This window comes from Streptomyces sp. NBC_01450 (assembly GCF_036227505.1).
GTDB lineage: Bacteria > Actinomycetota > Actinomycetes > Streptomycetales > Streptomycetaceae > Streptomyces.
The window spans coordinates 6,830,452-6,844,468 of the sequence record NZ_CP109480.1 but is presented as its reverse complement, the minus strand read 5'-3'; the positions used below and the strand labels follow the sequence as shown (position 1 = coordinate 6,844,468).

10 protein-coding genes are annotated in these 14,017 nt (G+C 72.7%); 1 reads left to right on the top strand and 9 read right to left on the bottom strand.

The features are described 5' to 3' along the window. Positions 1 to 58 precede the first annotated feature (58 nt). The 7 genes from OG568_RS30580 to OG568_RS30550 all read right to left on the bottom strand — a co-directional run bounded on the left by OG568_RS30580 (position 59) and on the right by OG568_RS30550 (position 7,891). Entirely contained in the window at positions 59 to 1,039 is a 981-nt protein-coding gene (locus OG568_RS30580; RefSeq protein ID WP_329533862.1) for a cation diffusion facilitator family transporter, read from the bottom strand. Positions 1,040 to 1,180: 141 nt separating this feature from the next. After that, on the bottom strand, positions 1,181 to 2,332 hold the full coding sequence (manA, locus tag OG568_RS30575) for a mannose-6-phosphate isomerase, class I (protein ID WP_329533861.1): 1,152 nt from the start codon (positions 2,330 to 2,332) through the stop codon (positions 1,181 to 1,183). Positions 2,333 to 2,413: 81 nt separating this feature from the next. Next, on the bottom strand, positions 2,414 to 3,541 hold the full coding sequence (locus OG568_RS30570) for an SIS domain-containing protein (RefSeq protein WP_329533860.1): 1,128 nt from the start codon (positions 3,539 to 3,541) through the stop codon (positions 2,414 to 2,416). 100 nt (positions 3,542 to 3,641) lie between these two features. Then, complete coding sequence (locus tag OG568_RS30565) at positions 3,642 to 3,812, bottom strand: Trm112 family protein (RefSeq protein ID WP_266413406.1); 171 nt, start codon at positions 3,810 to 3,812, stop codon at positions 3,642 to 3,644. A gap of 385 nt (positions 3,813 to 4,197) precedes the next feature. Then, positions 4,198 to 5,559 carry a phosphomannomutase/phosphoglucomutase gene (locus OG568_RS30560; protein WP_329533859.1) on the bottom strand — a complete coding sequence of 454 codons (1,362 nt, stop codon included), beginning with the start codon at positions 5,557 to 5,559 and terminating at the stop codon, positions 4,198 to 4,200. Positions 5,560 to 5,706: 147 nt separating this feature from the next. Continuing rightward, positions 5,707 to 7,323 (bottom strand): L-lactate permease, encoded by a 1,617-nt coding sequence (locus tag OG568_RS30555; protein ID WP_329533858.1) that lies wholly within the window; start codon positions 7,321 to 7,323, stop codon positions 5,707 to 5,709. A gap of 193 nt (positions 7,324 to 7,516) precedes the next feature. After that, positions 7,517 to 7,891: a DUF3499 domain-containing protein gene (locus OG568_RS30550; RefSeq protein WP_211118721.1), complete on the bottom strand. Its 375-nt coding sequence runs from the start codon at positions 7,889 to 7,891 to the stop codon at positions 7,517 to 7,519. Positions 7,892 to 8,243: 352 nt separating this feature from the next. Between OG568_RS30550 and OG568_RS30545 the strand changes: the two genes are divergently transcribed. After that, positions 8,244 to 8,693, top strand: coding sequence for a metallopeptidase family protein (locus OG568_RS30545; RefSeq protein ID WP_266421682.1), 450 nt, complete (start codon positions 8,244 to 8,246; stop codon positions 8,691 to 8,693). A gap of 82 nt (positions 8,694 to 8,775) precedes the next feature. Here the strand turns inward: OG568_RS30545 and OG568_RS30540 are convergent, their stop codons facing one another. Next, positions 8,776 to 10,275 (bottom strand): DUF5719 family protein, encoded by a 1,500-nt coding sequence (locus tag OG568_RS30540; RefSeq protein WP_329533857.1) that lies wholly within the window; start codon positions 10,273 to 10,275, stop codon positions 8,776 to 8,778. Then, positions 10,272 to 13,964 (bottom strand): glycosyltransferase family 2 protein, encoded by a 3,693-nt coding sequence (locus OG568_RS30535; RefSeq protein WP_329533856.1) that lies wholly within the window; start codon positions 13,962 to 13,964, stop codon positions 10,272 to 10,274. The genes OG568_RS30540 and OG568_RS30535 overlap by 4 nt, the downstream gene beginning before the upstream one ends. Positions 13,965 to 14,017 lie beyond the last annotated feature (53 nt).

The window sequence follows — 14,017 nt, the reverse complement described above, 5'->3', positions numbered from 1 at the left end:
TTGGCCGGGGGTCGGGCCCGCTGTCCCTGGGGGAGGTCGGGGCTCGTCTTCGGGTGGATCAGTGCTCGGAAGGGGTCTGGGCGGGGCCCCCCGGGGTCGCCTCGGGGTCCGACCCCTTGGCCGCTTCCGCCTCGCTGTAGATGTCCGGTTCCAGGTAGATCACTCGGGCGATCGGGACGGCGGCGCGGATGCGGGACTCCGCGGCGTTGATCGCGGTGGCGACCTGGGCGGCCGTGTCGTCGTGCTGGACGGCGATCTTCGCGGCGACCAGGAGCTCCTCCGGGCCGAGGTGGAGCGTGCGCATGTGGATGATGCCGGTGACCGTGTGGCCGTCGACGATCGAGGCCTCGATCTTCTTGACCTCTTCGACGCCCGCGGCCTCGCCCAGCAGGAGGGACTTGGTCTCCGCGGCGAGGACCAGCGCGATCAGGATGAGCAGGATGCCGATGCAGAGCGTGCCGATGCCGTCCCAGACGCCGTCGCCCGTGAGCAGGGCGAGGCCGACGCCGCCGAGGGCGAGGACCAGACCGATGAGCGCGCCGAAGTCCTCCAGGAGGACGACCGGCAGCTCGGGGGCCTTGGCGCGGCGGATGAACTGCGACCAGGAGTGGGCGCCGCGCAGTTCGTTGGACTCCTTGATGGCCGTACGGAAGGAGAAGCCCTCGGCGATGATCGCGAACACCAGCACGCCCACCGGCCAGTACCAGTGCTCGATCTCGTGCGGGTGCTTGATCTTCTCGTAGCCCTCGTAGACGGCGAACATGCCGCCGACGGAGAAGAGGACGATCGAGACGAGGAAGGCGTAGATGTAGCGCTCGCGGCCGTAGCCGAAGGGGTGCTGGGGGGTCGCCTCGCGCTGGGCCTTCTTGCCGCCGATCAGGAGCAGGGCCTGGTTGCCGGAGTCGGCGAGCGAGTGGACGCCCTCGGCGAGCATCGAGGACGAGCCACTGAAGGCGAACGCCACGAACTTCGATGCCGCGATCGCGAGATTGGCGCCGAGTGCCGCCACGATCGCTCTGGTGCCGCCTGAAGCGCTCATGTGCTCCTGCTGTCCCTTCGTACGCCGTCCGGGCCCCGTTCGTACCCTCGTACGCCGGTCCGGGCTTTGCCCGCCCTTTGCGGTGGGCCATTGTTGCAGCCCGGTCCGACGGCGGTACGTCTGGCCGCCACAGTCGCCTCGTCAGGCCACCACTGTCGCACGGAAGATCGTGCCGGAACCGGACACCTCTGCCTTTTCGCCCGCCGGTACGAAGACCGACTCGCCGGGGGCGAGCGTGCTGCCGTCGGCGCGTACGGAACCCGCCGTGCAGAGCAGGATCTGCGGGGTCTCGCGCGTGAGGTCGTGCGGGGCGGCGCCTTCCGCGAGGGCGTACCGGGAGAGGCGGAACTCGTCGATGGGGGTCTCGTAGACCTCCTCGCCGTCGGGGGACGCCTCCGGGCGCAGGACGCCGGGGTCGCTCGCCTCGAAGCGGACGACGCGCAGGAGTTCGGGGACGTCGACGTGCTTGGGGGTCAGGCCGCAGCGCAGGACGTTGTCGCTGTTGGCCATGATTTCGACGCCGAGGCCGTTCAGATAGGCGTGCGGGACGCCGGCGCCGAGGAACAGGGCCTCGCCGGGCTGGAGTTGGACGTAGTTGAGGAGCATCGCGGCGATGACGCCGGGGTCGCCCGGGAAGTGGTGGGCGATGTCGGCGTAGGGGGCGTAGGCGCCACCGAGGCGGTCGCAGGCGGCCGCGGCCTCGGTGACCGTGTGGGCCATGGCGTCGGGGTCCGCGCTCAGTACCGCCGTCAGGACCTCGCGCAGCGCCGCGTCCTCCGGGTGGGCGTGCAGCAGGTCGACGTAGGGCTTGAGGGAGTCGACGTCCAGGCCCGAGAGCAGTTCGGCGGCCTCATCGGGGCTGCGGAAACCGCACAGACCGTCGAACTCGGTGAGGGCACAGATCAGTTCGGGCTTGTGGTTGGCGTCCTTGTAGTTGCGGTGCGAGGCGTCTATCGGGATACCGCGGAGCTCCTCGTCCTCGTACCCCTCCTTCGCCTGTTCGAGGTTGGGGTGCACCTGGAGGGAGAGGGGCGCGCCCGCGGCGAGGATCTTGAGCAGGAACGGCAGGCGGGGGCCGAACTTGGCGACGGCCGCACGGCCGAGCTCCTTCTCGGGGTCCTCGCCGATGACCTCGTCGAGGGGACCGCGTGCCGTGCGGGAGGGTGCGCCCGGGTGGGCGCCCATCCACATCTCCGCCTGCGGTTCGCCGGTCGGCTCGACGCCGAGCAGCCGCGGGATGGCGGTGGTCGAGCCCCAGGCGTAGGGGCGGACGGTGTTGTCGAGGCGGTCCATGTGTGTCGTTGTCTCCGTACGTGCGCTGCGCTGGTCAGGGGCCCGGGTCGGCAAAGGCTGCTCGGATGCCTGGCTACAAGATCAGGCCCCTGAAGCGAGCGCCAGGTAAACGGCGGCGAAATCCGTGACGGCGATCAGTTCCGCGAGGGTCTCCAGTTCTCCGCCCTCCTCCGGTTCGAGCTCGCTGATCGCGGTGTCGTGGCTGAGGGCGAGCTCGCGGGCGGCCGGGGCGGCGGTGAGGCCGCCGGCCGGGCGGTCGCGCAGGAGCACCACGCGCGCGTGCAGGGCCTGGGCCTCTTCCACGCGGTCGCGGAAGAAGTCGTCGGGGTCGGCGCCGGCGGCGAGTGCGCCCGCGAGCAGCACGCTGTGGCAGGCGAGTGCCTCGGGGAGTTCGGCGGTGAGGGCGGGGCGGCCCGCCAGTTCCGCGAGCGCGGCGGTGAAGCGGCGGCCCGCGGGGCCCGCGGAGGTGCCCTCCGTCCAGATCACCGGGAGTACCTCGGCGAGCTCGGCGGCGAGTGACTTGGCCGGGTTGCTGTAGGGCGCGATGGCCGGGCCGCAGCGCTCGGCGACGCGGTCGAGGCGGTCGGCGACCTTCTCCAGCGCCTCGGGCGGGGCGGAGACCAGACCGGTGCGGTCCAGCAGCACGAGCAGCGGGGTGAGCAGGGCCCACAGGACGCCGGGGGCGGAGGCCGCGAGGGGCTCGGTCGGCTCGTACGGGGCGGTCGCCATCGGTACGAACAGGCCGTGCGTGCCCTGTACCGACTCCACGATCGGGGTGCCGGCGGGGGCCACCGCCACGACGGAGCAGCCGCGCCGGTACGCCTGCTCCACCAGGAGTTCGAGACCTGGTTCGCTGCCGTCGGGGGTGGCGATCAGCAGAAGGTCCACCGGGCCCGCCCAGCCGGGCAGTTCCCAGCGGAGGGCGCCTGATGCGGGGGCGACGCCGGTGGGGGTGAGCCGGGTGGTGGGGCAGCTCGCCCCGGCGAGTGTGCCGAGCAGTTCGGCGACGCCGGTGGCGGCCAGGCCGGGGCCGGCGATCAGGACGGCGCGTGGGCGGCCGTCCGGCTTCAGTTCCGCGATTCCGGCCTCCGTGGCGTGCCGGACCGCGGTACGCACGCGGGCGCCGGCCTCGGCGGCGCCCCGGAGCAGCTCGCGACGGTCGGCGCGGGCGAGCGCCTCTGGGTCGTCGAGCAGCGATTCGTCGAGCATGGGTCGGCAGCCTCCCGATCGCCGGTGTGTTGCCTCTGTCGCCTGATTCGCCTGTGTGGTGCGGGTCGTCGGGTGTCGTCCGGGTGTCGTCGGGTGGGGTTTACGCCGGGCGGCGGGCCTCGTCGACGAGCAGTACGGGGATGCCGTCCCGGACGGGGTAGGCGAGGCCGCAGTCCTGGCCTGTGCAGAGCAGCTCGCTCTCCTGCTCCTTGAGCGGGGCGTGGCAGGCCGGGCAGGCGAGGATCTCCAGGAGGCCGGCTTCGAGCGGCATGGGGTGTCCTTTCGAACAGGGTGGATGCGGCCTGGTCAGCGTACCGCTGTGGGGGGTGGGGTGCCGGGGTGTGGGGGCGTGCGGATTTCGCCCCCGCCGCCCTTACCCGTCCCATCCCCAGGGGCTCCGCCCCTTCGACCCCGCCAGGGGCTCCGCCCGCGGACCCCCGCGGGGCTCCGCCCCCGCACCCCGCCAGGGGCGCTGCGCCCCCTGGACCCCAGCATCGCCCGAAGGGCTCGTCCTCAAACGCCGGACGGGCTGAAGACACGGGCTGACCTGGGTGGGGCATCGGCCCCAGCCTCGTCCTCACACGCCGGACGGGCTGAAGACCCGGGCCAGGTGGCGGCTTTTAGGGGCGCGGGCAACTGCGCGACCAGCCCTGTGTTCAGCCCCTGATGATTTCCAGTACCTCGTCTCGTACCTTCGCCATCGTCGCCTCGTCCCTCGCCTCCGTGTTCAGGCGGAGGAGGGGTTCCGTGTTGGAGGGGCGGACGTTGAACCACGAGTCGTCCGCGGTGACGGTCAGGCCGTCGAGCTCGTCGATGGTGACGCCCTCGCGGCCCTCGTACGCGGCCCTGATCGCGGCGAGGCGGGCCGTCTGGTCGTCGACCGTGGAGTTGATCTCGCCGGAGCCGACGTAGCGGTCGTACTCGGCGACGAGCTGGGAGAGCGGGCCGTCCTGGCCGCCGAGGGCGGCCAGGACGTGCAGGGCGGCCAGCATGCCCGTGTCGGCGTTCCAGAAGTCGCGGAAGTAGTAGTGCGCGGAGTGCTCGCCGCCGAAGATCGCGCCGGTGCGGGCCATTTCGGCCTTGATGAAGGAGTGGCCGACGCGGGTGCGGACCGGGGTGCCGCCGTGCTCGCGGACGACCTCGGGCACCGACCAGGAGGTGATGAGGTTGTGGATGATCGTGCCGCCGCCGTGCTTGCCGAGTTCGCGGGCAGCGACCAGGGCGGTGATCGCGGACGGGGAGACCGGGTCGCCGTTCTCGTCGACGACGAAGCAGCGGTCCGCGTCGCCGTCGAAGGCGATGCCGATGTCGGCGCTCTCCTCGCGCACGCGCTGCTGGAGGTCGACGAGGTTCGCCGGGTCCAGCGGGTTCGCCTCGTGGTTCGGGAACGTGCCGTCCAGCTCGAAGTACATGGGCACGAGGTCGAGGGGGAGGCCCGCGAAGACGGTGGGCACCGTGTGCCCGCCCATGCCGTTGCCCGCGTCGACCACGACCTTCAGGGGGCGGATGCCGGTCAGGTCGACGAGCGAGCGGAGGTACGCCGAGTAGTCCTCCAGCGTGTCGCGCTGCGTGATCGTTCCCGGCGTCGCGTCGGAGGCCGGGAGGCCCGAGTCGAGCCAGGACTCCACGAGTTCGCGGATCTCGGCCAGACCGGTGTCCTGACCGACCGGGGCGGCGCCCGCGCGGCACATCTTGATGCCGTTGTACCGGGCGGGGTTGTGCGAGGCCGTGAACATGGCGCCCGGCAGGTCGAACGCACCCGAGGCGTAGTAGAGCTGGTCGGTGGAGCACAGGCCGATTTCGGTCACGTCGACACCGCGTGCCGCCGCCCCGCGTGCGAAGGCGCGCGACAGGCCGGGCGACGAGGGCCGCATGTCGTGCCCGATCACGATGGCGTCCGCTCCGGTCACCTGGACGAAGGCCGCCCCGAACAGCTCGGCCATCGGCTCGTCCCACTGGTCCGGGACCACCCCGCGTACGTCGTACGCCTTCACGAGCTGCGACAGATCAGCAGTCACGGCCAACCTTCCAGAAGTCCACTTCGGTCGCCCCAAACTACCCGTACCGGCTGACAGCACGCCGTGAAGGGGCCGATCGGACGCTCACCCGTCATCTGGGAGCCCAAGCCGTCACCCGGGGGTAACGCACGGGGTGGAATCCGGCCGTCAGGGCAGCATCCAGTCGAGGACCGGTGAGCTCTGGCCCAGCACGATCAGGCACATGATCAGCAGCAGCCCGGCGCTCCACGGGAGCACTTTGCGCAGCAGGTCGCCCTCGCGGCCCGCGAGCCCGACCGCCGCGCACGCGATGGTCAGGTTCTGCGGCGAGATCATCTTGCCGAGCACTCCGCCCGAACTGTTGGCGGCGGCGAGCAGTTCGGGTGACAGCCCCGACTCGTGGGCGGCGCTCACCTGGAGGGCGCCGAAAAGGGCGTTCGCCGAGGTGTCTGAGCCGGACACCGCCACGCCGAACCAGCCCAGAACGGGTGACAAGAAGGCGAGTCCCGCTCCGGCCGCCGCCACGAAGTGGCCGATCGTGGCCGCCTGTCCGGACAGGTTCATGACGTAGGCGAGGGCCAGCACGGACGTCACGGTCAGGATCGCGAACCTCAACTCGTGCACCGTCGCCGCCCATTCCTCGACCGCCACACGCGCGTGCACCCCGAGTACGACGGCCGTGCACAGCCCGGCGAGCAGGACGAGGGTCCCGCCGGTCGACACGAGCGGGGGCGTGAGGACATTGCCCCCGACCGGCTTGCCCTCGGGGGTGACGACGTCCAGGAAGGGCCAGTCGTACGTGCGGGTCGCACGCGCCAGCCAGTCCTTGACGGGCGGGATCTGCGCGATCGAGAAGATGACGACGATCAGCGCGTACGGGGCATAGGCGCGCACGACCTCGGGGCGCGGGTCCTCCTGGTCCAGGTCCTCACTGCGTACGCCGGTCAGGACCGCGACTCGTACGGGCTCGGCGGCGGGCCTGCGCGCGTGCGGTACGGCGACCAGTGCGGCGGCACCCGCCAAAGAGGCCCCGATATCGGCCAGTTGCGCGGAGACATAGTTCGAGGCGGCGAACTGGGCGGCGGCGAAGGCGACTCCGCACGCCAGGGCGGGCACCCAGGTCTCCCGCAGCCCGCGCCGGCCGTCGACCAGGCCGACGAGCACGAGGGGCACGACGAGGGCCAGCAGCGGGGTCTGACGGCCCACCACGGAGGCGACGGAGTCCAGCGGCAGGCCGGTGACTTGGGCCAGTGTGACCACCGGGGTACCCATCGCGCCGAAGGCGACCGGTGCGGTGTTGGCGACCAGCGCCACCACGGCCGCGCGCACCGGGTCGAAGCCGAGCGCGACCAGCATCACCGAGCAGATCGCGACGGGCGCGCCGAAGCCCGCGAGGGCTTCCAGGAGCGCGCCGAAGCAGAAGGCGACGACGAGTGCCTGGATGCGCGGGTCGTCGGACAGCCGCCCGAACGAGCGGCGCAGGACGTCGAAGTGCCGGGTGCGGACGGTCATCCGGTACACCCACAGGGCGTTGACGACGATCCACAGGATGGGGAAGAGACCGAAGACGGCTCCCTGGGCGGCGCTGGAGAGCGTCTGGCCGACCGGCATGCCGTACGCGAGCCAGGCGACCAGCGAGGCCGCCAGGAGGCCGACGAGACCGGCCCGGTGCGCCTTCATGCGGACGCCGCCGAGCAGGACGAGAACGATGACGAGGGGCAGGGTCGCCACGAGGGCGGAGAAGCCGAGCGAGTCGGCCACGGGTTCCAGTTTCTGGATGTACACGGGCGCCTCCCCGGGTTCCGCCGCGCGGGAGATTCCGCGATGCGGAAAGCGTTTTCTCGCGGACGGGAAAATCGTCGTGTCCGCGACAAGCCCTCGTCAATGGGCGTGCACGACTCGATGGAGCCGAGGGAGGAAGCTCAGGGGGATCGCCCCTGGATGCGGAGGGGGCGGAGGATACGGAGGGGGCGGACGCTCAGTTGTCCGGCGAGCGCAGCACCCGCAGGTGGCCGCGGCGCGCGACCTCCATCGGGTCCGCCGAGCGGGCGCCGCCACCGGCCTCGGCGGTGCGCTGCTGCGGCCTGGCGGCCTCGCGGACCGCGTTGGCGAGCGCTTCCAGATCGTCACCGCTGGGGCGGGAGGGAGCGGAGGCGTCGGCGAGCCGGACGACCTCCCAGCCGCGCGGCGCGGTGAGGCGCTCGGAGTGCTCGGCGCACAGGTCGTAGCAGTGGGGTTCGGCGTAGGTGGCGAGCGGGCCGAGGACCGCGGTCGAGTCGGCGTAGACGTACGTCAGCGTCGCAACGGCGGGACGGCCGCAAGCGGTTCGCGAACAGCGACGTACAGGGCTCACGACGTTGGACGGTACCGCACTCTTGAGCGGGCCGCGACGACTCTCCCCCAGGTCACCCCACCGTGTCGTACTGTGAGTCCGCCCACACAAGCCTTCGGACCGCCCGTCCTGACCTGGGACGACATCCCGTTGCGAGATCCCTAACGGACCTGAATCCGGTCACCACTTGGTGCAAACCATGTCAATTGCCACGTGAGCGACGGTCCTGGAGAGATACGGAATCGAGCCCAAGCTTGGCCGGAATGGTCATCCTGCGACATCCGGAACGTGTGGCGGGCTTCCCGGCCCGGGCCGCGGGCAGCCGCGTGGGCGCCGGGCACGCGGACCTCGTGGGGACTACTCTTCGTCAGTGATGGACACCCCTGTACCGCCCACCGCCGCCGCACCCGGGCCCCGCCGTCGTGATCGCCACGGAAGGGGCATGCGCGGCCCCGTCGCGCCGCCCCAGGTACCGCTCGCCGCGAGCCGCGCCGAGGTCTTCGCGGACCTGGTGCAGGACTCCGTGGAGCGGCTCGAGCGGCGCTGGCCCCAGCTCGCCGACATCGACTTCATGGTCCTGGAAGTGCCCCGTCTGGACGGCTCCGGCGAGGGCTGGAACGACGAGGCGGTGCCCCTGGGGGGCACGATCCCGGCGCACGAGGACCATCCCGCGCGCGTGGTCGTCTACCGTCGCCCGGTCGAGATCCGCACCAAGGGCCGCGACGAGCGCGCGGCGCTGGTGCACGAGGTCGTCGTGGAGCAGGTCGCGGAGCTGCTGGGGCTGACACCGGAGACGGTGGACCCGCGCTACGGCGAGGACTGAGACCCGCCGGACCACTACGGGGAGCACCCGCGGAGCGCCCACCGGGTCCCCCTTGAGGACCCGGTGGATCACCCGTACGGGATCACTTCTTCAGCAGCACCGACAGATCCTGGTCCGCCTCCGGCACCGCGACCGTCCCGCGGTCGTCCGGGAGGGTCTGGATCGTGAACCCGGGGACGCCCTCCTTGGCGGAGGCGAGGGTCCGGGAGGCGTAGACGGGGCCTCCGGAGACGGACTCGACCGTCAGGGCGTACGTCCCCTTGAGCCCGGCCGGGACCGGCGCGTCGACGTCCTGGGTCGTACCGCTCTTGATCGTGTACGTCTTCGTCGCCGCCGTACCGCCCTCGCTGCCGGCGGACGCGGTGACCTTGACCTGGGCGGTCTGACCGGGGGCGGACAGGGCGAGGGTGGTGCCCTTGGAGCTGTTGTCGGCGACCGTCGCGCGGGCGCCGACCGGGCCGGTGGCCGGGATGAACGCCATCTCCTGCTTGTCGCCCTTGCCGCGCACCACCTGCACGGCGGCGACCACGGGCACCGAGGTGCCGGTGGAGGTGACCACCAGGGAGCCGGCCTCGCCGCGCGTGACGTCGCCGAGGTCGGCCGCGGCGGTCATACCCGCCTTGACGTGCAGCGTCTCGTTGCCGGCCGGTGTGATCAGGCTCGAGGGCGAGGCGAGGCGGATCTTCAGGTCGGCGTCCTGGTCGCCGGGCGCGAAGGCGACCAGCCGCACGGCCGTGGCGTCCTTGGGGATGCCCGGCATGACGAGGCTGCCCGCCGGGTCGGTGGAGGCGGCCAGCCAGTCGCCGCCGATCTTGTCGTCCAGGGCCTGGACGGTGGCGCCGACGCGGCCGCTGCGGACGGTCACATGGGCGGTGAGGTCGCTCTGCTGCCCGCTCGCGAGCGTGCTCAGCAGGATGGGCTCGCTGGCGTGCGGCTGGACCGTGATGCCCTCGCCCACCGCGGACTTGAGGGTGCCGTCCTTGCCGTACAGCTCGATGTCGACGACGGCGGCCGAGTCGTCGGGGTTGGTCAAGTGCACATAGTCGGTACGGCCGGTGGCGGTGCTGACGCCCGGGAACCAGAACTCGGTGTCCGGTGCGGTGCAGTTGGTGCCGAGCAGACCGCGGCCGGTGCCCGCGGCGACCGCGGTGGTCTCCTGGACGGTCCAGCCGGGCGCGAACTTGCCCTCGGCGGTGCCGACGAGCGCGGACGGCTCGGATCCCGAGCCGTCACCGGTGGCCGGTTTGCCGGGCTCCGCCGGCTTCAGGGCGGGCTTCACGGTCTTCTTGCCGGTCTTCTTGCCGCTCGTGGAGTCCGCCGACTCCTGGGTCGCGGTCTGCAGTTCGGCCTTGCCGCTGTCGGCGGCGCCCTGGGTGACGGGCGTGAACGACGTGTACGCCGTCTCCGCGATCTCGGAGGTGCTGGGCTGCGGGCAGAGCAGGCTGGTGCGCTCCACGGGCTGCTGGGCGGCCGCCTTGGCGGTGTTGTCGCCGGAGGCGGCCGGCGCGTTGAGCGAGGCGAATCCGGTGACGGCGGCGAGCGCGGTCGCGCCGGCGATCAGGGACAGGGTGGTGCGGTTCACTGCTGGCTCCCGTCGGGGCGCTCACTGTCGGTGCCGTGCGGCGGCTGCGGGGACGTGCTCGGGTCGTAGGCGGCGTCGTAGCCCTGGCCGGTCCCGTCGTAGCCCTGGTACGTCTGCATCGGGTCGTACGGTGCCGTGCCCCCGTAGGCGTACGGGTCGTACTGGCCCGCCTGGTAGGCGTCCGCCTGGTAGGGCTGCTCGTAGGTGCCCGCCGGGTACTGCTGCCGGCCCTGGTACTGCTCGCCGCCGTAGGTGCCGTACTCGGCGCCCGCGTAGGTCGATGAGTCCCACTCGTCGTACGCCTGCTGCTGTGGGACCGCCGCGGGCGCCTGCTCGGCCTCCTCCGGAGGAGGAAGGGCTCCCTCTTCCTGGAAGGCCTGGTCGGACTGGGCGGACTGTTCCGCCTCAGCCTCCGCCTCGGCCTCGGCCTGCGCGCGCAGACGGCGGGCGCGGCGGCCCTCGCCCGTGACGTCCTGGGCGGGGACGACCGGCTCCTCGGGGAGGTCGTCGTCGACGTCACGGCGCCGCCCGGGCAGGGCGAGGACCACGAGGACGACGGCGAGCGCGCCCTGGGCCCACAGCCAGCCGGTGTGGCTCATCGGGGCGTCGAAGGTGACGTCCAGCCTGCCGCCGCTCGCGGGCAGTTCGAAGCCCTGCGCCCAGCCGTCGACGGTGGTGCGGGTGAGCGGCTTGCCGTCCAGGGTCGCCGTCCAGCCCGCGTCCGCCGTGTCGGCGAGGCGCAGCACGCGGCCCTCTCCCCCGGAGGGGATGGCGGTGTGCAGTTCGACGGGTCCGGCGGCGATGGACAGGGCCTCACCGGACTTGGGGACGATCGAGGCGCGCGAGACCTGGCTGTCCAGACGCCACAGGGCGCTGCCGTCCTGCTGGCTGAGCCGGGTCAGGCCCGGGGTGGCGTCCAGGACGCGGCTCATCTCGCGGGGCGCGCCCTTGCGGACCAGGACATAGCGCACGGCGAAACCGCCGAGCTGGTTCGCCTGGTCGGCGCCGGAGCCCGCGACGAGGTTGGCGACGACCTTGTTGAGCTTCGTGTTCTCGCCGCCCGCCGCCGCGAGTTCGCCGTCGCCCATCCGGGCGCCGGAGCCACGGACGAGGGTGTAGCCGACGCGGGCGCCGGAGTCGCTGTCGAGGACGAGGGTGCGGGCCTGGTCGCGGGTGCCGGACTCCTCTGCGACGAACGCGGGCACCTGCACCGGGTCGCGGCGCTCCACGGGTCCGTCGGCGCCGCCGAGGACCCATCCTGCGGCCATCAGCAGCGGGCCGGCGGCCGAGGCGAACGCGATGAGTGCGGCGACCGGCTGGCGCCAGCCGAAGCTCTGCTCGGCCACACGCGCGCGTGCCCCGTCGGCGCCGAGCGTGGCGGCGGCGAGCAGTGCCAGGCCGTAGACGAGGGTGGCCGGTCCCGCCCAGGCCGACTTGTTGGACAGCACGGCGAAGACGAGTGCCACCAGGGCGACGACCCAGGCGGCCCACACCGCTCGCTGCCGCTCGCCGCGCATCAGGGCGGCCAGGGCCGCGAGCACGACGCCGATGAGCATCAGTCCGCTGACCGTTCCGGGGCCGCCGGGGCTCGCGCCGAGCAGGTCGAGCGCGGAGGCCGCGCTCGCGCCGTAGGGCATCCCGGCTTCCTTGAAGAAGCCGAACGGGAGCAGCGTCAGCGACCAGGGGGCGAGGACCAGCAGCGGGGTGCCGAGCTGGGCCAGGAAACGCGGCCCGTAGGCGGCGATCTCCCTTCGGCGCACTGCGAGGAGGGCGATTCCCAGGACCAGCGCGATGGGCCACACGATCGGCGTGAACGCCGTGGTGAACGTGAGGAGGAGGGCGTACGCCCAGGTCGCGCGCCAGCTTCCGCGCGCGCCGGAGGAGTGGGCCAGCCCGCTCGCGGCGATGCCCGCGCGCGCGATCAGCGGCAGCAGGATCGCCAGGAAGGCGGTACCGATGCGGCCGCCGGCGAGGGCGCCGGTGGCGGCGGGCAGGAAGGCGTACACCACGGACGCCCAGGCACGCAGCAGGCGCGACTCGACGAGGGGGCGCGAGGCGAAATACGCGGCGAAGCCGGCCAGCGGGACGGAGGCCACCAGGAGCACGGTGACCGCGAGCCCGGTGGAGCCGAGGAGCAGGGCGGACAGCAGGGCGACGATCGCGAGGTAGGGCGGCGCGGTCTCCGTGCCGCCGGCGCCCACCGGGTGCCAGCCGTCGGCGTAGCGCGACCACAGTTCGGAGGCGTCGGCGGGCGCGGGCAGCAGCGCGCCGCCCGCGAGCGACCCGCTGCCGAGCAGGCCGCGGCAGGCCAGGAGGGAGACGAAGAGCAGTACCAGGAAGAGCATCGGGCCGGGGTTGCGGGCGATGCGCTTGAGCCGGGCGAACTGCTCGATCTCCAGGAAGTCCGCGTCGTCGCCGCCGGGCCCGGACTCGACGGCGCTGCCGTGCCGTCCGGCTCCGGTGGTGGCCTCGGGGTCGTCGCGGCCCACGAGGTTGCCCGCGACCTGCTCGACGGTGGCCCGCACGGTCGCGCCGGGCGGCGGGAACAGCGGGCGCAGCTCGCCCTTGTCGACCTGGGGGCGACCGCGTCTGCGGCGGCCCGCGAGGATCCGCTCGGGGCGCAGCAGGGTTCCCAGCAGGCCGCGGATCTCGTCGACGGCCTGTCCGGGGACCTTGCCGACGAGGTAGGCGACGGTGCGCAGCAGGGTGCCGAGGACGAGCCGGATCAGAATCCAGGGCAGCTGTGCCGTACGCGCGTTGACGAGGAGGGTGTAGACGGCGCCCGCTTTGTCGACCTTGTGCGGGGAGGCGGCGGTGCGGCCCACGCAGTCGACGGTGCGGCGCTCGCGTGAGGCGGCCTCGGCGTGCCGGACGACCGCTTCGGGGGCGACCAGGACGCGGTGTCCGGCGGCCTGGGCGCGCCAGCACAGGTCGACGTCGTCACGCATCAGGGGCAGTCGGCGGTCGAAGCCGCCGAGTTCCTCGAAGACGTCGCGCCGGATCAGCATGCCGGCGGTGGAGACGGCGAGCACGGGGTGGACGTGATCGTGCTGGCCCTGGTCCTGCTCGCGGCGGTCCAGGCCCGTCCAGCGGCGGCCGGAGTTGGCGATGGTGACGCCGACCTCCAGGAGCGCTCGCCGGTCGTACCAGCCGCGCAGCTTGGGGCCGACCACGGCGACATCCCTGCCGAACTCCTGCTCGCTCTCCACGACCCGGAGCATCTGGGCGAGGGCGTCGGGCTCGGGGGCGCTGTCGTCGTGCAGCAGCCAGAGCCACTGCTCGGGCTCGCCGTGCGGAAGCTCCGGCAGGTCGTAGGCGTCGTCGCGCCAGCTCCGGGTGACCGGATCCCAGCCGCTGGGGCGCTTCAGATAGGGCAGGTCGTCCGGGGTGAGCACGCCGGCGCCGCGGATGGCCTCCTCGACGGCCTGGCCGAAGCCGGTGCGCCGGGCGAGGTGCACCACCCGGTCGGCGCCGAGTGCGTCGGTGAGCAGCAGGGCGGAGTCGTCCGCGCTGCCGGTGTCGGCCGCCACCGCGTTCTGCACCGGGCGCTCCTGGCCGAGCAGCCCGGCGAGCGCTTCGGGCAGCCAGCGGGCGCCGTCGTGGGAGACGAGGACCGCGGTCACCACGTGGCGCGGAAACTCAGGTGTGGCGGCGTCGTGTTGGACTGCCGAATGGCTGTGCACGGACATCGAGGTACGGGCCCCGGTTCGATGGACTGCGGTGGACGTCTGTGTCCGGCGGG